This window comes from Micromonospora sp. TSRI0369 (assembly GCF_001905625.1).
GTDB classification, from domain to species: domain Bacteria; phylum Actinomycetota; class Actinomycetes; order Mycobacteriales; family Micromonosporaceae; genus Micromonospora; species Micromonospora echinospora_A.
In genome coordinates, this window is record NZ_LIVU01000004.1 from 175535 (window position 1) to 195651 (window position 20117).

Genomic DNA, 20117 nt, shown 5'->3' on the forward strand with positions numbered 1-20117 from the left:
CCCGACCCCGCCAGTTCGGGGAGGTGGCGGGATCCCACCGGCCTTGACCACACCACTTCCCCGAGCTGGCGCCGCGGCACCAGCCGAAACCTGCAGCCCGACTGGCAGGCAGACGTCGGGTGGGTCAGCAGTGGCCGTCGAGCCAGCGGTGCACCAGGAACAACGCGATCGACGACGGCGGCGGCAGGACCAGCCGGTCTCCCCCGCCCACCGGTACCGGCTCGCCGGCCAGCGCGGCCCCGATCTCCCGGCGGGTGAACCAGCGCGCGTGCGCGATCTCGGCCAGGTCGACCCGGATCGGCGCCTCCGCGTCGGCGCGGGCCAGGAAGCCGAGCATCAGCGAGCCGGGGAACGGCCAGGACTGGCTGCCGACGTACATGATCTCCTCGACCGGGACGCCGACCTCCTCACGGACCTCGCGGAGCACGGCGGCCTCGGCCGACTCGCCGGGCTCGACGTATCCGGCCAGGCAGGAGTAGCGGCGCTGCCCGGGGGTGCGCGGCCAGGCCGCGTTGTTGCCGAGCAGGCAGCGGCCGTCCGCGCCGTCCGCACCGTCGTGCACCAGCACGATCATGGCCGGGTCGGTACGCGGCCAGACCCGGTCGCCGCCCGGGTCGATCCGCGACCAACCCGCCTCGTCGGCCCGCGTCGCCTTCCCCGTCGTGGACGAGTAGCCGTGCCGCAGGTGCCAGTTGAGCAGCGCCAGCGCGGTGGTGAACAGGCCGGCGTCCCGGTCGGTCATCAGGTGGCCCACCTCGCGCAGGTGCGCCGGGCGGGTCTCCGGCAGCGCCGGCAGCGGCCCGTCCACCGCGAAGACGGGCACGCCGTCCGGCTCGACGCCGAGGAACATCGGCACCGAGCGCGGCACCTCCGGCAGGTCGCCGGGGCCGACCAGGACCAGTTCCGGCGGGGCCGCCACGCCCCGGACCAGGGCACGCCCCTCGGCCGCCGAGTCGAGCACCAGCACCCGCGACCGCTCCCACGCCTCGGCCAGCCAGGCCGGGTCGGTACGCCGGTGGGCGGCCCGGTCGAGCGTGGACCGGGCCAGCGGGGGCGCGGGCTCGCCGCTCATGCGGATTCCGTACGCACCGGTGTGAGCGTGGCGAGCGAGTCGGCCACCCGCTCGGCGTCGCCGAGCACGACGGTGACCGCGCGGGCCGGCGCCAGGTAGCGGGCGGCCACCTCGGCCACGTCGTCCACCGTCGCGGCGGCGAGCCGGGCGGCGTGCTCGGCGAGGAAGTCCAGCCGCAGCCCGTTGCCGGCGTACGCACTGGTCAGCGACGCGAGCCCGGCCTGGGTGGACATGCCGAGCTGAAGCGTGCCGAGCGCGTACTGGCGGGCCTGCTCCAGCTCGTCGGCCTTCGGCGGCACCGTGGCCAGGCGGCCCAGCTCGTAGTTCGTCTCCACGAGCGCCGCCGCGGTCACCTCGGTGGCCACCTCGGCGCCGGCGATGAGCACCGAACCGGCCACCGAGTGCTCGACGAGCGAGTGCGGCCCGTACGTGTAGCCCTTGTCCTCGCGGATGTTCTCCACCCAGCGGGAGGAGAAGTAGCCGCCGAAGATGAGGTTCGCCAGTTGCAGCGCGGCGTGGTCCGGGTGGGTGCGCGGCACCGCGGGCAGGGCGAGGCGCAGCGAGGACTGCACCGAGCCGGGCCGGTCGACCAGCAGCAGCGGTCCGGGTTCCAGCGGCGGCGCGGGCGGCAGTTCGGCGACGTGCCCGTCGCCGCGCCAGCCGGTGAGCGCCTGCTCGGCCGCGTCCAGCGCCCGCTCCGGCTGTACGTCGCCGACGACCACGAGCACCGCCCCGGCCGGGTGCACCCGCTCGGCGTGCAGCCGCCGCAGCGCGGCCGGCCGGACCGCCCGGACCTGGTCCGGGTCGGGGGTCTGCACGGCGTACGGGTGGCGGCCGTACATCCGCTTGAGCAGCGCGGTGCGGGCCAGGTGCGACGGCTGGCTCTGGGCGACCTGGATGCGGTCGACGAGCCGGTCCCGTTCGGTCTCCACCCAGTCGGCCGGGTAGTTGGCGCCGGTGAGCACCTCGGCGAGCAGTTCCAGCATCCGGTCCAGCCCGGTGACCAGACCGGCGCCGGAGAGCATCAGCCGGTCCGGGTCGAGACCGGCGGTCAGCCCTCCGCCGACCTTCTGCAGCTCGGCGGCGATCTCGGTGGCGCTGTGCGCCTGCGTGCCGGCGAGCATGGTCTGCGCCAGCATCGCGCCGCGCGCGAGGTGGGCACGGCCGAACGGCATCCAGAGCCGCAGTTCCACCAGCGGCACGGCGGAGCGGCGTACCGCGATCACGGTGAGGCCGTTGCGCAACGTGCGCTCGGCCTGCTTGGGCACCTTGAGACGGCGGTTCGGGCGCAGCGCCGGAAGCGGCCGGACGGTGGTGGCGGCGGTCGTACTCGTGCTCATCGGGCTCCTCCGGCGACGACCTCGACGGACGCGCGGCGCTCGGGCCGCAGGGTGGCGGCGGCGGCCCGGACCTGGTCCTCGGTCACCGCGCCGACCAGCCGGGGCAGCTCGTTGAGCAGGCCCGGCTCGCCGCGCTGCTGTTCCAGCACCGCCATCCGCAACGCCCGGCCGAGCACCGCGTCGGTGTCGCGCAGCAGGTGGGTGGCCATCCGGGCCTGGGTACGCGCCAGCTCCCCCTCGGTCAGCCCGTCGGTCGCCAGCCGGTCCAGCTCCTCGTCGATCGTGCGCAGCACCTTGTCGACGTCGCCGCCGGGCGGCAGGTGCGCCTGGAGCAGCAGCGCGGTGGGGTCGCGCACGTCGAACGGGTCGCCCATGAAACCGACGTACCCGCCGAGGCTGGTGACCGACCGGTCGCGCTGCACGAGCCGCTCGACCAGCCGCGAGGCGTCGCCGTCGGTGAGCACCTCGGCCAGCACCACATAGGGCAGGTAGCCGGCGAAGTCGCTGATCGGGTCGGGCACCCGCCACGCGCCGGCCACCGCCGGGAGCGGGGCCAGCGCGTCGGTGTACGTGCTGCGCCGCTCGGTGGTCAGGTCGGGCTCGGCGAAGTCGGGCCGCTGCGGCGCGGGACGGGCCGGCACGTCGCCGAAGTGCCGCTCGATGAGCGTGGTCGCCTCGGCCACGTCGATGTCGCCGCTGACCGCCAGTACGGCGTTGCCGCTGGCGTAGTAGCGGCGGAAGAAGTCGGCGGCGTCGGCAACTGTCGCCGACTCCAGGTCGACGAAGGAGCCGTAGCCGTCGTGCGCGTTGGGGAAGGTGTCGAACATCACCGGGGGCAGCGTCAGCCAGGGGAACCCGCCGTACGGCCGGTTCAGCACGTTGACCCGGATCTCCTCCTTGACCACGTCGACCTGGTTGCGCAGGTTCTCCTCGGTCAGCCGGGGGCCGCGCATCCGGTCGGCCTCCAGGAACAGCGCGCGTTCCAGGGCGTTGGCGGGCAGCGTCTCGAAGTAGTCGGTGTAGTCCAGGTGGGTGGAGCCGTTGAACGTTCCGCCCGCGCCCTGGACGTGCCGGAAGTGGGCCAGCTTCTCCAGGTTCTCCGAGCCCTGGAACATCAGATGCTCGAAGAGGTGGGCGAACCCGGTGCGTCCCTCCGGCTCGGAGCGGATGCCGACGTCGTAGACCACCGCCACCCCGATGACCGGGGCGCTGCGGTCCGGCGTGAGCACCACACGCAGGCCGTTGTCGAGGGTGAGTCGTTCGACCGGGTACTTCGTCGCTGGGATCTTCGCTCTCGGCGTGGGCACGAGATCGACATTAGCGCTTCCGTACCGGCTCTACCGCCGGTGTGCGGCGGCCCGCCGGACGGCGGGGCCGGGGGCCGACCGACCGGCCACGCCTTCTCCACCGAACAGGTGGGAATTATCGGGAAAGCCGAGGTCGCGGTCCCGACGCCCGGATCGGGTCTTGACGCCGCTCGACGTCTGCCCCAGTCTTCCTACCAACTAAATAGGAATACTGCGGATTGGACATTCGATGAGAGGGCTTCCCCTGCGCCGCCTGGTCACCCTGGCGACCCTGGCCGCGGTCGGCGCGGCCACGCTCGGCACCACTGCCGCCTGCGGCGAGGACAGCGACGCCGCCGGCGGGTCCGGCCCGGTGACGCTGCGCCTGGGTTACTTCCCCAACATCACGCACGCCCCGGCCGTGGTCGGCGTGGAGAAGGGGATCTTCAAGGAGAAGCTCGGCAGCGACGTCGAGCTGGACACGAAGACCTTCAACGCCGGCCCGGCCGCCATCGAGGCCGTCTTCTCCGGCGCGCTCGACGCCACGTACATCGGCCCGAACCCGACGGTGAACGCCTTCTCCAAGTCCAAGGGCGAGGCCGTCCGGGTCATCTCCGGCGCGGCGTCCGGCGGCGTCGCGCTCGTGGTCAAGCCCGGCATCACCTCGGTGGAGCAGCTGCGCGGCAAGAAGATCGCCACCCCGCAGCTCGGCAACACCCAGGACGTGGCGCTGCGCTTCTGGCTCAAGGAGAAGGGCCTGGAGACCACCAAGGAGGGCGGCGGCGACGTCAAGATCGTCCCGCAGGAGAACGCGCAGACGATCGAGACGTTCGGCAGCGGCGCCATCGACGGCGCGTGGGTGCCCGAGCCGTTCGTCTCCCGGCTGATCAACGCCGGCGGCAAGGTGCTCGTCGACGAGCGTGACCTCTGGCCGGACAAGAAGTTCGTCATCACCAACCTGCTGGTCAGCACCAAGTTCCTCAACGCGCACCCGGACGTGGTGAAGAAGCTGGTCGAGGGCCAGGTCGCGGCGAACGAGTTCGTCAACACCAAGCCGGACGAGGCGCAGCAGGCCATCTCCGACCACATCGGCAAGATCACCGGCAAGCCGCTGGACCTCAAGCTGATCAAGCAGGCCTGGCCGACGCTGGAGTTCACCAACGACCCGATCCCGGCCTCGCTGAAGACCGGCCTGGACCACGCCGTCGCGGTCGGGCTGACCCAGCCGGTCGACCTGAACGGCCTCTACGACCTGAAGTTCCTCAACGAGGTCCTCAAGGCGCAGGGCAAGGCCGAGGTCAGTCAGCCGTGACGTCGACGACCACGACCCCGCGCAGCGCGACCGGCTCGGTCGCGCTGCGCGGCGTGACCAAGGTGTACGGCCAGGGCGATCAGGCCGTCCTGGCACTGGACGGGCTGTCGCTGGACGTCGCGCCCGGCGAGTTCGTCTGCATGGTCGGCGCGTCCGGCTGCGGCAAGAGCACGCTGCTCAACCTGGTCGCCGGCCTGGACCGGGCCAGCGGCGGCACGATCGAGCTCGGCGAGGGCGTCAACCCGGGACTGATGTTCCAGGAGCCGGCGCTGTTCCCGTGGCTGACAGTCGAGGGCAACGTCGAGGTGCCGCTGAAGCTGCGCGGCCTGCCCCGCGACCAGCGCAAGGAGCGGGTGGCCGAGCTGCTGCGCACGGTCCACCTGTCCGAGTTCGGCCGCAAGCGTCCGCACCAGCTCTCCGGCGGCATGCGGCAGCGCGTCGCGCTGGCCCGCACGCTCGCGCTGGAGACGTCGGTGCTGCTGATGGACGAGCCGTTCGGCGCGCTGGACGCGATGACCCGCGACATCCTGCACGACGAGCTGGAGCGGATCTGGACCGAGCGCAAGCTCACCGTCCTGTTCGTCACGCACAACGTCCGCGAGGCGGCCCGGCTCGCCGACCGCATCGTGCTGCTCTCCAGCCGGCCCGGCCGGATCATCTACTCCACCGAGGTCGCCGTGCCGCGCCCCCGGCGGATCGACTCGCCGGAGGTCTCGGCCATCGCCGCCGAGGTCACCGACCGGCTGCGCAAGGAGGTGGGCCGGCATGGCCAGTGACACCCTGTCCGCGGCGGCGCGGGCCGACGCGGAGATCTCCGGGCTCGACGCGCTGGAGATCGCCGGCCGGGAGAAGGGCCCGTCCCGGGTACGCCGCCTGTGGTCGGCCACCTGGCCCAAGCTCGCCGCGCTCGCGCTCGCGGTGGCGATCTGGCAGGCGGTGGTCTGGTCCGGGTGGAAGGAGCCGTGGGCGCTGCCCGGCCCGGCAGTGGTCTTCGGCGACCTCGGGGAGTACCTGCTCAGCTCGGCGCTCTGGGAGGGCCTGGCCACCACGGCCCGGCGGGCGGCGGTCGGCTTCGCCGCCGCGGTGGCGGTCGGTCTGCTGCTCGGCCTGGGCGTGGCCCGGGTCAAGGTGCTCCGGGCCGCGCTCGGCTCGATGATCACCGCGTTGCAGACCATGCCGTCGATCGCCTGGTTCCCGCTGGCCATCCTGCTGTTCCAGCTCAGTGAGCAGGCGATCTTCTTCGTGGTGGTGCTCGGCGCCGCACCGTCGGTCGCCAACGGCGTCATCCACGGCGTGGACTACGTGCCGCCGCTGCTGGTCCGCGCCGGCCGCAACCTCGGCGCGCGAGGGCTGAACCTCTACCGGTACGTGATCGCGCCGGCCGCGCTACCAGCCATCGTGGCCGGGCTCAAGCAGGGCTGGGCGTTCGCCTGGCGCAGCCTGATGGCCGGTGAGCTGCTGGTGGTCATCGCCACCCGCACCTCGATCGGCGCTCAGCTCACCTACGCGCGCGAGCTGAGCGAGGCGCCGCGGCTGATGGCCATCATGATCGTCATCCTGGTGGTGGGTCTGCTGGTGGACACCGCGTTCGGGGCCGCCGACAAGGCGATCCGCCGCCGCTGGGGCGTGCTGGACCAGGCCGGCAACTGACGCCGTGTACATCTCCGCGCGCGCCGACTACGCGCTCCGGGCCATGCTCGCCGTCGCCGACGTCGCCGACACCACGGGTGACTCGGGGGTCGGTGGCGGCGAGCTGGTCAAGGCGGCGAGCCTGGCCGAGAGTCAGGACATCCCGCTCAGCTTCCTCCAGGGGATCCTGCTCGACCTGCGGCGGGCCGGACTGCTGCACAGCCACCGCGGCACCGAGGGCGGGTACGCGCTCACCCGTCCGCCGGACGAGATCAGCGTCGGTGACGTGCTGCGCGCGGTGGGTGGCGCGATCACCAGTGTCCGGGGCATTCCCGCCGACCGGGCCGGCTACCACGGCGTGGCCACCGGCCTGCGGGACGTGTGGCTGGCGGTGGACGGCGCGATCGCCCTGGTCGTGGACCGGACCACGCTCGCCGACCTGCTGAGCGACCGGGCGACGGCACCCTGACGCGCGGGTTCGGGGCCGCCCGGGCTCTGGTCCACCGGCTTTCCGCCCGGCCGCCCGCTGCCCGGCCGGAGAAGGTATGACTTCCGACCGATATGACTCTGGGGCATATTCATGCCTCAGAGTCATATCGGTATTCGGGCATCGCCCCTCCGCGACCGTTACGGAGCGTGAGGGGCGCTCATTCCGGGGGTGAAGCTGCGGGCGGCACCACGGTCCTGCGGGCCGTCGTCGGACGGCTGCCACGGCCCGAACGCGGCCACCGCGGCGAGCGCCAGGCCGGCGCCCGCGACCGCGAGCACCAGCAGCACTTCCCGTGCTCCGCCTGGGCCTACGTCCCCCGCCATGACCGCTCCCTCCGCGTCCGGCCGACCCCCCGACCGGTTCTCCGCGCGACAGCATCACCGTCACGCGGCGGTCGCACAGTCGGGCAGCCGACCGAACATCGACTGATTCCCGACTCAGGAACGAACGCTCGGCCCGATCGGAGGCGAGCCGGTCAGGCGGGGCCCGGACAACGCAGGCCGACCGGACGCGAGGCCGCTCGGGCGCGGCCCGCACAGACGCGGGCCGACCGGACGCGAGGGCGGTCGGGCGCGGCCCGCACAGACGGGAGGCCGGTCGGGCGACGGGCCGCGGTCAGCGGCGGCGCGGACGCCGGCGAGGGCGGGTCGCCGGGGCGGGGTGCGCGGCGGCGGGCGCGGTGATGGTCACCGGCACACCGGACGGCTCGCGGGCGCCGGTGAGCCGGCTCAGCTCGCTGTCGCCGGCGCGTACCCGGGTGTTCTTGGGGTTGATGCCCGCGGTGCTCATCAGCCGGGCGACGTCCCGGCGCTGCTCCGGCAGCACCAGTGTGACCACGGTGCCCGACTCGCCGGCCCGCGCGGTCCGGCCACCCCGGTGCAGGTAGTCCTTGGCCTCGGCGGGCGGGTCGGCGTTGACCACCAGGTCCAGCCCGTCGACGTGGATGCCCCGGGCCGCCACGTCGGTGGCCACCAGCGCGGTGACCTGGCCGGTGCGGAACTGCTCCAGGATGCGGGTGCGCTGCGGCTGCGACTTGCCGCCGTGCAGCGCCGCGGCGCGTACGCCCTTGGCGAGCAACTGCCGGGCCACCCGGTCGGCGCGGTGCTTGGTGGCGATGAAGACGATGGTGCGGCCCTCGCGGGCGGCGATGTGGGCCAGCGCGGCCTGCTTGTCGTCCGCCTCGAGGTGCAGCACGTGGTGGGTCATCGCGGTGACGGTGGCGGTGCCCGGGTCCACGGAGTGCGTCACCGGATTGGCCAGGAAGCGGCGGACCAGCCGGTCCACGCCCCCGTCCAGGGTGGCCGAGAAGAGCATCCGCTGCCCACCCGGCGCGACCTGCTCCAGCAGCTTCGTCACCTGCGGCAGGAAGCCCATGTCGGCCATCTGGTCGGCCTCGTCCAGCACGGTGATGGTCACCTGGTCCAGCCGGGCGTCCCCGCGGTCGATCAGGTCGTGCAGCCGACCCGGGGTGGCCACCAGCACCTCGGCGCCGGCCCGCAGCGCGGCCGCCTGCCGGGTCAGGGAGAGCCCGCCGACCACTGTCGCGCAGCGCAGCCCGAGCGTGGCCGCGTACGGGGTGAGCGCGGCGGTGACCTGCGCGGCCAGTTCCCGGGTGGGTACGAGCACCAGCGCGAGCGGGCGGCCCGGGCGGGCCCGGCGACCGGCCGTACGGTGCAGCAGCGGCAGCCCGAACGCGAGAGTCTTGCCGGAACCGGTACGGCCCCGGCCGAGCACGTCCCGGCCGGCCAGGGAGTCCGGCAGCGTGGCCGCCTGGATCGGGAACGGCGCGGAGATGCCCTGCGCGGCCAGCTCGGAGATGAGCGCCGGAGCCAGGCCGGTGGCGGCGAACGTGGGCAGGGTCGTGGTCATGCGGAAAGCCTTCCTCGAGGCGGCACGTGTCGAGGAAGGGCGCCGGGCTGCGGCGCGTCACCGGCGTAACCGGTGGTCACAAGCACGAACCGAAGGGACGGGCCGGCCCAGCAGAGGCGGGCCGGCCCGTGCACCGCGCCCGAGAGGGCGCGGTGGTGGTGCCGGTTGATCCGAAGATCAGAGCGGGCGGATGTTCTCCGCCTGCGGGCCCTTCTGGCCCTGGGTCACCTCGAACTCGACCCGCTGGTTCTCGTCCAGGCTCCGGTAGCCGGAGGTCTGGATCGCCGAGAAGTGGGCGAAGACGTCGGCGCCGCCGTCGTCCGGGGTGATGAAGCCAAAGCCCTTGTCAGCGTTGAACCACTTGACGGTGCCAATTGCCATGTGTTTCGTCTCCTTGACGGAACGGTCGGCCCGCACGTGTTGCGGGCCGGAGAGGAGCACCCCGCGCGTGGAATACGCGGCGTGCCTGTCGCTGCTGGTCGCCCCGCCCGGAGAACTCCGGACACAACAAAGAGCGCCTGGGGCCACAATCCGCCAGGCGCACACAGAGTCTCTGGAAACCAAAACTGCAACCCGGACAACGTATCACGGACTCGTGCCCTGCGGTAGATCCCCCGGGATTTCCGGCACGGCGGCCACCAGATCGGCCAGCCCCTCCGCGTCGAGCAGGTCGGCCGGGCGGACGGTGGCGGAGTCCCGGACGTAGTGGAACGCGGCGCCGACCCGCTCCACCGGCACCCCGGCCAGTTCCGCCCAGGCCAGCCGGTAGACCGCCAACTGCACCGCCGCCGCGTCGGCCTCCCGGCCGGTGGGCTGCCGCCCGGTCTTCCAGTCGACCACGTCGTAGCGCCCGCCCGGGCGGGCGAAGACGGCGTCCATCCGGCCCCTGATCACCACCCCGGCGACGACTGTGGCGAACGGCACCTCCACCTCCACCGGCACCCGGTCGGCCCACTCGCTGGCCAGGAAGCGCTCCTGCAACTCGACCAGCGCCTCGTCCGGGGCCGCGTCCTCGTCCGCCGCGCCGGGCAGCTCGTCCACGTCGAGCAGCCGGTCGGCGCCGAAGCGCTGCTCCAGCCAGGCGTGGAACGCGGTGCCGCGCCGGGCGTACGGCGTCGGTTCGGTGGGCATCGGGCGGCGCAGCGTCCGGGCCAGCGCCTCGGGGTCGCGGCGCAACGCCACGAGCTGGGTCACCGAGAGCTGGCCGGGCAGCTCCACCTCGACCGCCTCGGCCTGCCGGGCCAGCTCCGCCCGCTCGGCGAGCAGCAGCTCGGCCTCGCGCCGCCAGCGCGCCACCTCGGCGTCCTCCACCGCGCCGGTCGTGGCGAGCAGCGCCGCCTCGCGCCGGGCCACCTCCGGGTCGGCGAGGTACCGGCGGACCAGCGCCGCCGCCTCGGTGAGCGCCGGCCGGCGGGCGCCCAGCGGGTCGGCCGGCCACTCGGCCCGCAGCACGGTCTCGGTGGTCGGGTTCACCGCGTCGCCGGCCGGCTCGGGCGTCCAGGCGTCGACCACGTGGCCGTCCGGGTCGGCCAGGCAGGCGTCGTGCACCTCGCGCAGGAAGACCGACGGGCCCCGGAACCGTTTGGTCCCCTCCCCCCACCAGTAGCCCGAGCAGAGCAGCAGGCGGCGAGGGCGGGTCACCGCCACGTACGCCAGCCGGCGCTCCTCCCGCTCGTCGTGCGCCCGCCAGGCGTCGGTGAACTCGGTCAGCGCCCGGGCCACCCCGCGCTGGTCCTCGGCCTCCGGCAGGGCCAGCTCGGGCAGGCCATCCGCGTCGCCGCGCAACGGGAACGGCAGCACGCCGAGCCCGCCCAGCCAGTGGTCGGAGTTGCGGACCGGCCCCGGCCAGACGCCCCGGGTCATCCCGGCGACCGCCACCACGTCCCACTCCAGGCCCTTCGCGGCGTGCGCGGTGAGCACCTGCACCGCGCCGGCCACCACCTCGACCTCACCGGGCGCCAGCCCGCGCTCCTCGTCCTCGGCCGCGGCCAGGTAGGCGAGGAAACCGGCGAGCGTCGCGCCGGGCGTCTCACCGCTGAACCGGGCCGCGACGTCACCGAGCGCGTCCAGGTGCGCGCGGGCCAGCCCGGCGTCGCCCGCGCCGTCCCGGCCGGCCCGGACCGCCACCTCGACGTCGAGCCCGATGGTCCGCTCGATGTCCGCGATCAGCTCCGGCAGCGACTGGTCCAGCCGGTAGCGCAGCAGCGCCAGCTCCATCCCGTACGAGCGCAGCCGCGCGTAGCCCTCGGCCGAGTACGCCTGCGCCGGCCCCAGGTCGGCCAGCGCCTCCACGAGCGTCGCCTCGTCCAGCGCGTCCACGGTGATCTCCGGGCCCTCGTCCCCGGTCAGCTCCCGGCGGCCGCGGGCGATCGCGCGGGCCCGGCGGTGCAGGGCGACCAGGTCACGCGGGCCGATCCGCCAGCGCGCGCCGGTGAGCAGCCGCAGCAGCGCCGCGCCGTCGGTCGGGTCGGCGAGCACGCGCAGCGTGCACACCACGTCCCGTACCTCCGGGGTGTCCAGCAGCCCGCCCAGGCCGACCACGTCGACAGGAAGCCCGCGGGCACGCAACGCCGCCTCGATCGCCGGGATCTGGCTGCGCACCCGTACCAGCACCGCTGTGGTGGGGCGGCGGTCGGCCGGGATGTGCTCGGGCAGCGCGCCGGGCATCCCGGCCGCGCCCCGCCACGCCGCCAGCACGCTGTCCGCGATCCAGTCGGCCTCGTCGGCGTACGTCTCCAGCAGCGCGCAGTGCACGGTCCCGGCGGCCTGCCCGCCCGGAGTGCGGTGCGGGATCGGGTCGCGGACGCTGAGCGCGGCGTGCAGTTCCGGCACCCGCGCGCCGGCCGCCCGCAGCGGCACCGACAGCGCGTTGGCGACGCCGAGGATCTCCGGCCGGTTGCGCCAGCTCGTGGTCAGGCTGAGCACGTCGGCGGGGCTGCCGTCGGCGCGGGCGAACTCGGCGGGGAACCGGTCGAGCGTGCCGGCGCTTGCTCCCCGCCAGCCGTAGATGGACTGGCACGGGTCGCCGACCGCGGTGACCGGGTGGCCGCCGCCGAAGAGCGCGTTGAGCAGCACCACCTGGGCGTGGCTGGTGTCCTGGTACTCGTCGAGCAGCACCACCCGGAACCGGTCCCGCTCGATCACACCGACGCCGGGGTGGTCGCGGGCCACCCGGGCGGCGCGGGCCAGCTGGTCGGCAAAGTCCATCGCCTCGAAGTCGTCCTTGCGCCGGGCGTACGCGCGCACCAGCGGCAGCAGCTTCAGCCGGGTCCGCTGGAGCTGGAGCGCCTTGCGCACGTCGGCGTAGACCCGGCCCGGCCGGGACTGCACCTCGGCGAAGAAGCGGCCCGTCCAGGCGGCCAGCTCGTCCGGGTCGACCAGGTGCTCGTCCAGCTCACCGGCGAGCGCCAGTACGGCGTCGGTGATCGTGGACGGCATCCGGTCCACCTCGGACATGTCGCCGTCGTAGTTGCGCACCAGCAGGTCGACAAGCTGCCAGCGGGACGCCTCGGTGAGCAGCCGGGTGGTCGGCTCGTACCCGGCGCGCAACCCGTGCTCGGTGACGATCCGCCCCGCGTACGAGTGGTACGTGGACACCGTCGGCTCGCCCGCCAGCGGGTCGTCGTGCGGGTCCCGCCCCTGCCGGCCGAGCCGCCGGATGAGCTGGTCGAGGCGGGTCCGGACCCGGTGGGCGAGCTCACCGGCCGCCTTGCGGGTGAAGGTGAGGCCGAGGATGTGCTCGGGGCGTACGTAGGAGTTGGCGACCAGCCACATCACCCGCGCCGCCATCGTCTCGGTCTTGCCCGAGCCGGCGCCCGCGACCACCAGCAGCGGCTCCACCGGCGCGGCGATGATCGCGGCCTGCTCCCGGGTGGGCGCGGGCAGCCGCAGCAGCCGGGCCAGCTCGACAGGCGTGTAGCGGGGCCCGGCGTCGGCGGTACGCGGCGCGGGCGTGGCGGAGGCGCCGAACAGCGCCGGCTGAACGCTCACGAGTTCTCCGGGGGTGGCTCGACCACCTGGCGGCCCTGGCCGGAGACCGGGCAGCTGGTGCGGACCGGGCAGACCCGGCACTTGGAGTTGGCCACGGCGGCGAACGTCGAGGCGGCCATGGTCTCGGCGGTACGGCGTACCAGCGCGGTGGCCCACCCGGCCTCCGGCCCCTCCCCGGCCGCTGCCTGGGTCTGCTCCTTCGCGTCCCGCGCGCCGGTGCCGAGCTGCACAAGCGCGGCCCCGCCCGGCTCCTCGCCGAACTCGGCGAACCCGCCCGCCTCCACCGCCGCCTGGTACGCGCCGAGCTGCGGATGCTCGGCCACCTCCCGCTCGGTGACCGCCGTCGACTTGCCGGTCTTCAGGTCGATCACCACGAGCCGCCCCTCGGCGTCGACCTCCAGCCGGTCGACCCGGCCGGTCAGCTGGATCGGGCGGGCCGGGTCGTCGAGGCGGACCGCGAACTCGTGCTCGATCGCGAGCAGCCGGCGCGGGTTGCCCGCCAGCCAGCGCAGCAGCTTGTCCACCATCGCCTCGGCGCGCTGCCGCTCCGGGCCGGCCATCCACCGGGCGGCCAGCTCGATCGCGTCGAACCGCGCAGCCACGTACTCCAGCAACGCCTCCCGGTCGACGCTCGCGTCCTCGGCCAGCATCGCCGCGGCGTGCACCAGGTTGCCGACGCCCTGCGCGGCGCTGGCCGGCCCGCTGCCGCCGTGCCGTTCCAGCAGCCAGCGCAGGCTGCACCGCAACGCGCTCTCCATCGCCGACGGGGTGACCCGCACCGGCTCGCCCTCGTCGACCAGCGGCCGGTCGTCGGAGAGACCGCGCAGTCCCCACCAGTCGTCCGGGTGCGCGCCGGGCACCCCGGCGGCGGCCAGCCGCGCCAGCTCACCCGCCGCCGCGTGCCGCCGGGTGACCGGCGCCGCCGGGTCGGTGACAGCGGTACGCAGCTCCGCCACCAGCGCGGACAGGGTGAGCCCGCGCGGCGGCAGGGTGACCGGGAGCGCGGTCGGCGGCCCGTCCTGCGGATGCTCGTCCCCGTGCGGCACCGGCCCGTCTGCGGCTTGCCCGCGCGTGGCCTGGCCTGTCGGACCGTTCCCCGCCGGGCCGTTCGAGGCCGGGCCGGTCGGGTTCGGGCCGGTCGGAGCCGGGCCGGTTCCGCCGGTGGCGGGCGGGTCGGCGGCGGCGAGCTCGTGCAGGAAGCGGCTCGGCTGCTCCTCGTGGTCGTCCCCGCCGACCGCCGCCGACGCCACAGCGGTGACCAGCAGCCGCCGCCGTGCCCGGCTGATCGCCACGTGGAACAGCCGCCGCTCCTCGTCCAGCAGCGCCGACGTCTGCCCGACCAGGCTGGCGCGCAGGCCGGCGCCGTCGGCCCGGCCGGCCAGCACGTCGACCAGGCGCTCCGAGCCGAGCAGGCTGCCGCGCAGGCGCAGGTCAGGCCAGACGCCCTCCTGCACCCCGGCCACCGCGACCAGGTCCCACTCCAGGCCCTTCGCGGCGTGCGCGGTGAGCAGGCGTACCGCGTCGCCCCGGTCGGCGGCGGCGGCGAGCGTGTCGGCGGGCAGTTCCTGCCCGAGGACGTGGTCGAGGAACACCTCGGTACGCGCGCCGGGCAGCCGGTCGGTGAACCGGGCCGCCGCGTCGAACAGCACGAGTACGGCGTCCAGGTCCCGGTCGGCGGCCTCGGCCCGCCACCGCTGGGCGGTCTCGTGCTCGCCGGTGGCCGCCCGCCCCCGGGTGATCGCCCCGGCCCAGCGTTCGGCCAGCCCGCTCTCCCGCCACACCGCCCAGAGCACGTCCTCGACTGTCGCGCCCGGGGTGGCGGCGGACTGCCGGGCGGTCTCCAGCAGATGCGCCACCGCCTGCGCGGGGGCCGCCCAGCGGCGCTCGATGGTGGACAGCTCGGCCGGGTCGCGCAGCGCCTCCACCAGCAGGTCGCCGGAGGGACGGCGGTCGCCGCCGGCCAGCGCCAGCGCCCGCAGCCCTTGACGCAGCCGTCGCTCGGCCAGCGGGTCGGCCCCGCCCAGCGGCGAGTGCAGCAGCGCGACAGCGGCCTCCTCGTCCAGCCGGTCCGGTTCGAGCGCGCAGCGCAGCAGGAGCAGCAGCGGGGCGACCGCCGGCTGAAGGTGCAGCGGAAGGTCCTCGCCGTGTACGACTGTCGGCACTCCGGCCGTGTGCAGCGCGCGCCGCAGCGACGGCAGCTGTCGGCCGGTGGAGCGGACCAGCACCGCCATCCGGGACCAGGGCACGCCGTCGAGCAGGTGCGCCTCGCGCAGCGCGTGGGCCAGCCAGGCCGACTCGCTGGTGGCGGAGCGGAACGTCCGTACCTCCACCGATCCGGCCGGCGCGCCGGGCAGCGGGCGCAGCCGCCGGTGCGCCGCCGGGCCGCGCAGCCGGCGGGCCAGCCGGGCGGTGGCCGCGAGCAGTTCCGGCCCGGCCCGGTACGAGGTGGTGAGCGTGACCTGGGCCGCCGGCGCGCCGGAGGCGGTGCGGAAGCGGTGCGGGAACGTGGCGACGCCGGCCGGGTCGGCGCCCCGGAAGGCGTACGTGGACGAGTCCGGGTCGGCGAACGCAACAAGGGACCGCCCGCCTCCGGCCACCACGGCGAGCAGGTCGAGCTGGGCCGGGTCGGTGTCGGCCAGCTCGTCGACGTACACGTGGGTCAGGCGGCGGCGCTCGGCGGCGAGCAGGTCGGGATCGTCGAGCAGCATGCCGGTGGCGGCGCGCACCAGCTCCGCCGGGTCGTACGCCACCGAGCCCCTGTTGCTCACGTCGCGCAGGGCGAGCACGGCGACGTACTCCCGCAGGAAACGCGCGGCGGCCGGCCAGTCGGCGCGGCCCAGCTTCTCGCCCAGCCGGGCCAGCTCCACCGGCCCGACACCGCGTTCCGCGGCCCGCATCAGCAGGTCGCGCAGCTGCTGGGCGAAAGCCCGGGTACGCAGCGCGGGGCGCAGGTCCTCCGGCCAGCCGACCGGGTCGTCGCCGGGCTCCTCCCCCACCACGTCGAGCAGCTCGCGGATGATCAGATCCTGCTCCGGGCCGGTGAGCAGCCGGGGCGAGGGTTCGCCTCGTTCGGCAGCGGCGCGACGCAGCAGCCCGAAGGCGTACGCCGGGAACGTGCGCACCAGCGGCTCGCGGATCACGCGGTGTCCGTCCCCGGCGATGCGCGCCTCGATCCGGTGGCGCAGCTCGGTGGCGCCCCGCCGGCCGAAGGTGAGCACCAGGATCCGCTCCGGGTCGACGCCCTCGGCCACCCGGGCGGCGACCGCCTCGACGAGCGTGGACGTCTTGCCGGTGCCGGGACCACCCACGACGAGCATCGGCCCGTCGGTGTGCGCGACCACCTCGGCCTGCACCGGATCAACCCGGCGCGAAACGTTAGTGCCCTCCCCAGACCCGTTCCGCGCCGAAACGGCCGACGGTGGCGACACCCCCGCCCGCGAAGTGCCACTCTCGGACGACGGGGACGGCGCTCCGGTTCGCGGCGTGCCACCCCCGCTCGACGGCGGGCATGCTCCGGTCTCGGTTTGCGGCGAGGCGTTTCCGGGCGGCGTGGCGGTCTGCGGGTGCGCGGCATCGCCCGCCGACCCCCCGGATCGCGGCTCCGCATCGGCCGGCCCACCGGGCCGACCCACCCCCTGCCCCGCCCCGGCGTCGTGGGTGACCCCCGCCCCCGCGCCGCCGGGCCGGCGCACCAACCGGTACGCCTGCATCACCGACATCCCACCACGCCGGTACGACACCCGGAAACCGCCCGCCGTCCCGGCCGCCACCAGCTAACCCGCCCGCAGCGTGCACCACCGCCAGGCTCCGCCCACGCCCGGCTCCCGGACGTCCACGCCACTTCCGCGAAGTGGCGGCATCCCACCCCTAGATCAACACCACCACGGCGAGGTGGCCACATCACACCAGCCTGGACACCACCACCTCCCCGAAATGGTGACGATCAAGCTCGCCGAGACGGTGTTGAACAAGCACGGGGCCGACCGGACGAACGCGAACCGAACCCCGCCACCACAGCGAGCAACGCACCCACACCCCCGGCACCAGCGCGTCCGCGCCACTTCGGCGAAGTGGCCACATCCCACCCCTAGATCAACACCACCACGGGGAAATGGCCACATCACACACACCCGGACACCACCGCCTCCCCGAAATGGTGACGATCAAGCACGCCGAAATGGTGGCGAACAAGCGCGGGCCGGCCGGGCGCGCGTCAGGTCAGGCGGGCGTCGATCAGGTCCAGCGCGGCGGGCACGCTGTCGGCGACCATCAGTAGGTCCAGCGCGGCCGGCTTGAGGAAACGCTGCTCGCCGAGCCCACGGATCCAGTCGAGCAGCGGCCGGTAGAAGCCGTCGACGTCCACGATCACCATCGGTTTGGCGTGCAGGGCCAGGGTGGCGGTGGTCCACACCTCGAACAGTTCGTCCAGCGTGCCCAGGCCGCCGGGCAGCGCCACGAACGCGTCGGACTTCTCGTCCATCAGCGTCTTGCGGTCGGCCAGGCTGTCGGTGACGAGCAGTTCGTCGGAGGCCAGGTCGGCGACCTCCAGGTCGACCAGGGACTGCGGGATGACGCCGATGGTCCGGCCGCCGGCCGCCCGCGCGCCCTCCACCACGGCGCCCATCATCCCGACGCAGCCACCGCCGCTGACCAGCGTGTGACCGCGCCGGGCCAGTTCCTCGCCGGTCTCCGTGGCCAACGCGAGCCAGCGGGCGTCGAGGGTACGGGAGGACGCGCAGAAGACGCAGACGTTCGCCATGCTCAGCTCCGTCCGGCCGGGCCCTCGGGGGCGGCCTCGGCGGCGGCGCGCTGGTCGGCGGCGACCCGGGCGACCGCCTCCTCGCGTACCGCCTCCTGTTCGGCGGAGAGCACGGCCTCGGCCTCCACGATGTGCCGGACCGCCTCGTTGACGTCGTCGGTGAGCCGGATCAGGTCGAGGTCGGCCGGGCCGATCTTGCCCTCGGCGGCCATCGTCGCGCGCAGCCAGTCGAGCAGTCCGCGCCAGTAGTCGGTGCCCATCAGCACGACCGGGAACCGGGTCACCTTGCCGGTCTGCACCAGGGTGAGCGCCTCGAACAGCTCGTCCAGGGTGCCGAAGCCACCGGGCAGCACCACGAACGCCTGGGCGTACTTGACGAACATGGTCTTGCGGGCGAAGAAGTAGCGGAAGTCGATGGCCAGGTCGACCCAGTCGTTGAGGCCCTGCTCGAACGGCAGCTCGATGCCGAGCCCGACGGAGAGACCGCCGGCCTCGCCGGCGCCGCGGTTGGCCGCCTCCATCACGCCGGGGCCGCCGCCGGTGATCACCGCGTAGCCGGCCCGGGCCAGTGCCGCGCCCAGTTCCTCGGCCAGCCGGCACTCCGGGCTGTCCGGCTTGCTGCGGGCAGAACCGAAGACGCTCACCGCCGGGGGCAGGTCGGCGAGGGTGTCGAAGCCCTCGACGAACTCGGACAGGATCCGCAGGGCCCGCCAGGCGTCCTTGGTCTTCCAGTCACTGCGTCCCCGGGAGTCGAGCAGTCGCTGATCGGCGGTACTCGTCGGAAGCGCCCGGTTGCGCAGCGTCACCGCACCGCGGTGCCGTTCTCCCCGGCGCCGATCCTCCCGCTGCCCCTGCCCGGCCGACTTCCCGCTGCTCTCGCCCATGTGGTCACCGTAATGGAGCGGATCCGGCGCGACGCGCTGGCCCGGGAGCCCGAGAAAATCTGGGATACGGGCAACTAAATCGCTGGCTCGTACGTCTTACTATTCACATACCCGGTATACCCCGGGCGACGCGCCTTCGGGGGAGGAGCCAGCGTTGATCAGTAACAGCGAGATGATCCGGATCCGCCGTCAGATGCAGCGGCGGATCCGCGACGTGGTGGCCGAGCGCCGCCGCGCCCGGATGATGGAGACCCACCGCACCGACCTCACCGGGGAGACCGGCGAGGCGGATGCGCCCCTGACGACCAGCGTCTGACGATCCGGGGCCCGCCAGGCGGGTGCGGGCCCCGGATCGTGGCGCGCGTCAGGCGGGGGCGAGCCAGCGGTGCAGGGTGGCCGCGCCGTCCCGGATCTTGGTCAGTTCGACGTGCTCGTCCTTGTGGTGCGCCAGGTTGGGGTCGCCGGGGCCGAAGTTCAGCGCCGGGATGCCCATGGCCGCGAACCGCGCCACGTCCGTCCAGCCCAGCTTGCCGATCGGAGCGGCGCCGACCGCCGCCAGGAACTCCTGCGCCGCCGGGTTGTCCAGCCCGGGGGGCGCGCCGGCCGCCGCGTCGGTGACCGCCAGGTCGAAGCCGGCGAAGACCTCGCGCAGGTGCGCCTCGGCGCCCGCCGGGTCGCGGTCCGGGGCGTACCGGTAGTTGATCTCGATCTCGCACCGGTCGGGGATGACGTTGCCGGCCACCCCGCCGGTGATCCGTACCGCGTTGAGGCCCTCGCGGTAGTCGCAGCCCTCGATCGTCACCCGGCGCGCCTCGTACGTGGTCAGGCGCCGCAGCACCTCGCTCGCGCCGTGGATGGCGTTCACCCCGTGCCAGGAGCGCGCCGCGTGGGCCCGCTCCCCGTGCGTCGTGACCACCGCCCGCATGGTGCCCTGGCAGCCCGCCTCGACGATCCCGTACGTCGGCTCCAGCAGCACCGCGAAGTCGGCCTCCAGCCACTCCGGGTGGCTCTGCGCGACCAGGGTGAGGCCGTTGTACTTCGACTCGATCTCCTCGGCCTCGTAGAAGAAGTACGTGACGTCGTAGCGCGGGTCGGGCAGCGTGACCGCCAGGTGCAGCGCGAACGCCACGCCGGACTTCATGTCGGAGGTGCCGCAGCCGTACATCAGGTCGCCGCGCATGGTCGAGGGGAAGTTGCCGTTGAGCGGGACGGTGTCCAGATGGCCGGCGAGCACCACGCGCTGTGCCCGGCCCAGGTCGGTACGGGCCATGACGGTGTTCTGGTGCCGGTACGTGGTCAGGTGCGGCACGCGGCGCAGCACCTCCTCGACGCAGTCGGCGATCGCCTTCTCGTTGAGGGAGACCGACTCGATGTCGACCAGGGCGCGGGTCAGCGCCACCGGATCGGCCAGGACCTCGGGGGTCAACGGGTTCTGCATGTCTCGCACGGTACCGTCAACCTCGGCGGGCCAGGGAACACGTTCGGC

The 20117-nt window shown here is 74.2% G+C and carries 16 protein-coding genes; 5 read left to right on the forward strand and 11 right to left on the reverse strand.

All coding sequences use genetic code 11. The annotated features are described in order from the left end of the window. Positions 1–124 precede the first annotated feature (124 nt). Genes nudC through AMK25_RS13775 form a run of 3 tightly spaced genes read right to left on the reverse strand, consistent with a single transcriptional unit; the run spans position 125 to position 3719 of the window. Complete coding sequence (nudC, locus tag AMK25_RS13765; protein ID WP_073828777.1) at positions 125–1072, reverse strand: NAD(+) diphosphatase; 948 nt, start codon at positions 1070–1072, stop codon at positions 125–127. Beyond that, positions 1069–2412 (reverse strand): M16 family metallopeptidase, encoded by a 1344-nt coding sequence (locus tag AMK25_RS13770; protein ID WP_073828778.1) that lies wholly within the window; start codon positions 2410–2412, stop codon positions 1069–1071. Before AMK25_RS13770 ends, nudC begins: the two co-directional genes overlap by 4 nt. Further along, complete coding sequence (locus AMK25_RS13775; protein WP_073828779.1) at positions 2409–3719, reverse strand: M16 family metallopeptidase; 1311 nt, start codon at positions 3717–3719, stop codon at positions 2409–2411. Before AMK25_RS13775 ends, AMK25_RS13770 begins: the two co-directional genes overlap by 4 nt. Positions 3720–3948: 229 nt before the next feature. On the opposite strand from AMK25_RS13775, the gene AMK25_RS13780 reads away from it, so the two are divergent. Genes AMK25_RS13780 through AMK25_RS13795 form a run of 4 tightly spaced genes read left to right on the forward strand, consistent with a single transcriptional unit; the run spans position 3949 to position 7108 of the window. After that, positions 3949–5010, forward strand: coding sequence for an ABC transporter substrate-binding protein (locus AMK25_RS13780; RefSeq protein WP_073828780.1), 1062 nt, complete (start codon positions 3949–3951; stop codon positions 5008–5010). Next, positions 5007–5786, forward strand: coding sequence for an ABC transporter ATP-binding protein (locus tag AMK25_RS13785; RefSeq protein ID WP_073828781.1), 780 nt, complete (start codon positions 5007–5009; stop codon positions 5784–5786). The genes AMK25_RS13780 and AMK25_RS13785 overlap by 4 nt, the downstream gene beginning before the upstream one ends. Continuing rightward, positions 5776–6660 (forward strand): ABC transporter permease, encoded by an 885-nt coding sequence (locus AMK25_RS13790; RefSeq protein WP_073828782.1) that lies wholly within the window; start codon positions 5776–5778, stop codon positions 6658–6660. The genes AMK25_RS13785 and AMK25_RS13790 overlap by 11 nt, the downstream gene beginning before the upstream one ends. 4 nt (positions 6661–6664) lie before the next feature. Beyond that, on the forward strand, positions 6665–7108 hold the full coding sequence (locus tag AMK25_RS13795; protein WP_073828783.1) for an RrF2 family transcriptional regulator: 444 nt from the start codon (positions 6665–6667) through the stop codon (positions 7106–7108). A 158-nt stretch (positions 7109–7266) separates the two neighbouring features. Here the strand turns inward: AMK25_RS13795 and AMK25_RS13800 are convergent, their stop codons facing one another. From AMK25_RS13800 to AMK25_RS13830, 7 genes are all read right to left on the reverse strand, one after another. Continuing rightward, entirely contained in the window at positions 7267–7452 is a 186-nt protein-coding gene (locus AMK25_RS13800) for a hypothetical protein (protein WP_073828784.1), read from the reverse strand. Positions 7453–7744: 292 nt separating this feature from the next. Next, a complete protein-coding gene (locus AMK25_RS13805) occupies positions 7745–8998 on the reverse strand; it encodes a DEAD/DEAH box helicase (RefSeq protein ID WP_073828785.1) in 1254 nt (417 codons plus the stop codon). 177 nt (positions 8999–9175) lie between these two features. After that, positions 9176–9379: a transcription antiterminator/RNA stability regulator CspE gene (gene cspE / locus AMK25_RS13810; protein ID WP_013288421.1), complete on the reverse strand. Its 204-nt coding sequence runs from the start codon at positions 9377–9379 to the stop codon at positions 9176–9178. 204 nt (positions 9380–9583) lie between these two features. Next, on the reverse strand, positions 9584–12988 hold the full coding sequence (locus AMK25_RS13815) for an ATP-dependent helicase (protein WP_073828786.1): 3405 nt from the start codon (positions 12986–12988) through the stop codon (positions 9584–9586). After that, a complete protein-coding gene (locus tag AMK25_RS13820) occupies positions 12985–16305 on the reverse strand; it encodes an ATP-dependent helicase (RefSeq protein WP_443189915.1) in 3321 nt (1106 codons plus the stop codon). Before AMK25_RS13820 ends, AMK25_RS13815 begins: the two co-directional genes overlap by 4 nt. 896 nt (positions 16306–17201) lie before the next feature. Further along, on the reverse strand, positions 17202–17747 hold the full coding sequence (locus AMK25_RS13825) for a TIGR00730 family Rossman fold protein (RefSeq protein WP_073828787.1): 546 nt from the start codon (positions 17745–17747) through the stop codon (positions 17202–17204). A 2-nt stretch (positions 17748–17749) separates the two neighbouring features. Next, complete coding sequence (locus tag AMK25_RS13830) at positions 17750–18631, reverse strand: TIGR00730 family Rossman fold protein (protein ID WP_073828788.1); 882 nt, start codon at positions 18629–18631, stop codon at positions 17750–17752. 154 nt (positions 18632–18785) lie between these two features. Between AMK25_RS13830 and AMK25_RS32410 the strand changes: the two genes are divergently transcribed. Next, positions 18786–18947, forward strand: coding sequence for a hypothetical protein (locus AMK25_RS32410; protein WP_166457212.1), 162 nt, complete (start codon positions 18786–18788; stop codon positions 18945–18947). 48 nt (positions 18948–18995) lie between these two features. On the opposite strand, the gene dapE is transcribed toward AMK25_RS32410, so the two are convergent. Next, on the reverse strand, positions 18996–20069 hold the full coding sequence (dapE, locus tag AMK25_RS13835) for a succinyl-diaminopimelate desuccinylase (protein WP_073828789.1): 1074 nt from the start codon (positions 20067–20069) through the stop codon (positions 18996–18998). Positions 20070–20117 lie beyond the last annotated feature (48 nt).

Excerpts from the sequence above, each read along its gene's own strand:
- nudC (WP_073828777.1), bottom strand. The coding sequence starts at position 1,072 with ATGAGCGGCGAGCCCGCGCCCCCGCTGGCCCGGTCCACGCTCGACCGG.
- AMK25_RS13770 (WP_073828778.1), bottom strand. The coding sequence starts at position 2,412 with ATGAGCACGAGTACGACCGCCGCCACCACCGTCCGGCCGCTTCCGGCG.
- AMK25_RS13780 (WP_073828780.1), top strand. The coding sequence starts at position 3,949 with ATGAGAGGGCTTCCCCTGCGCCGCCTGGTCACCCTGGCGACCCTGGCC.
- AMK25_RS13790 (WP_073828782.1), top strand. The coding sequence starts at position 5,776 with ATGGCCAGTGACACCCTGTCCGCGGCGGCGCGGGCCGACGCGGAGATC.
- AMK25_RS13800 (WP_073828784.1), bottom strand. The coding sequence starts at position 7,452 with ATGGCGGGGGACGTAGGCCCAGGCGGAGCACGGGAAGTGCTGCTGGTG.
- AMK25_RS13805 (WP_073828785.1), bottom strand. The coding sequence starts at position 8,998 with ATGACCACGACCCTGCCCACGTTCGCCGCCACCGGCCTGGCTCCGGCG.
- cspE (WP_013288421.1), bottom strand. The coding sequence starts at position 9,379 with ATGGCAATTGGCACCGTCAAGTGGTTCAACGCTGACAAGGGCTTTGGC.
- AMK25_RS13820 (WP_443189915.1), bottom strand. The coding sequence starts at position 16,305 with ATGCTCGTCGTGGGTGGTCCCGGCACCGGCAAGACGTCCACGCTCGTC.
- AMK25_RS13825 (WP_073828787.1), bottom strand. The coding sequence starts at position 17,747 with ATGGCGAACGTCTGCGTCTTCTGCGCGTCCTCCCGTACCCTCGACGCC.
- AMK25_RS13830 (WP_073828788.1), bottom strand. The coding sequence starts at position 18,631 with ATGGGCGAGAGCAGCGGGAAGTCGGCCGGGCAGGGGCAGCGGGAGGAT.
- dapE (WP_073828789.1), bottom strand. The coding sequence starts at position 20,069 with ATGCAGAACCCGTTGACCCCCGAGGTCCTGGCCGATCCGGTGGCGCTG.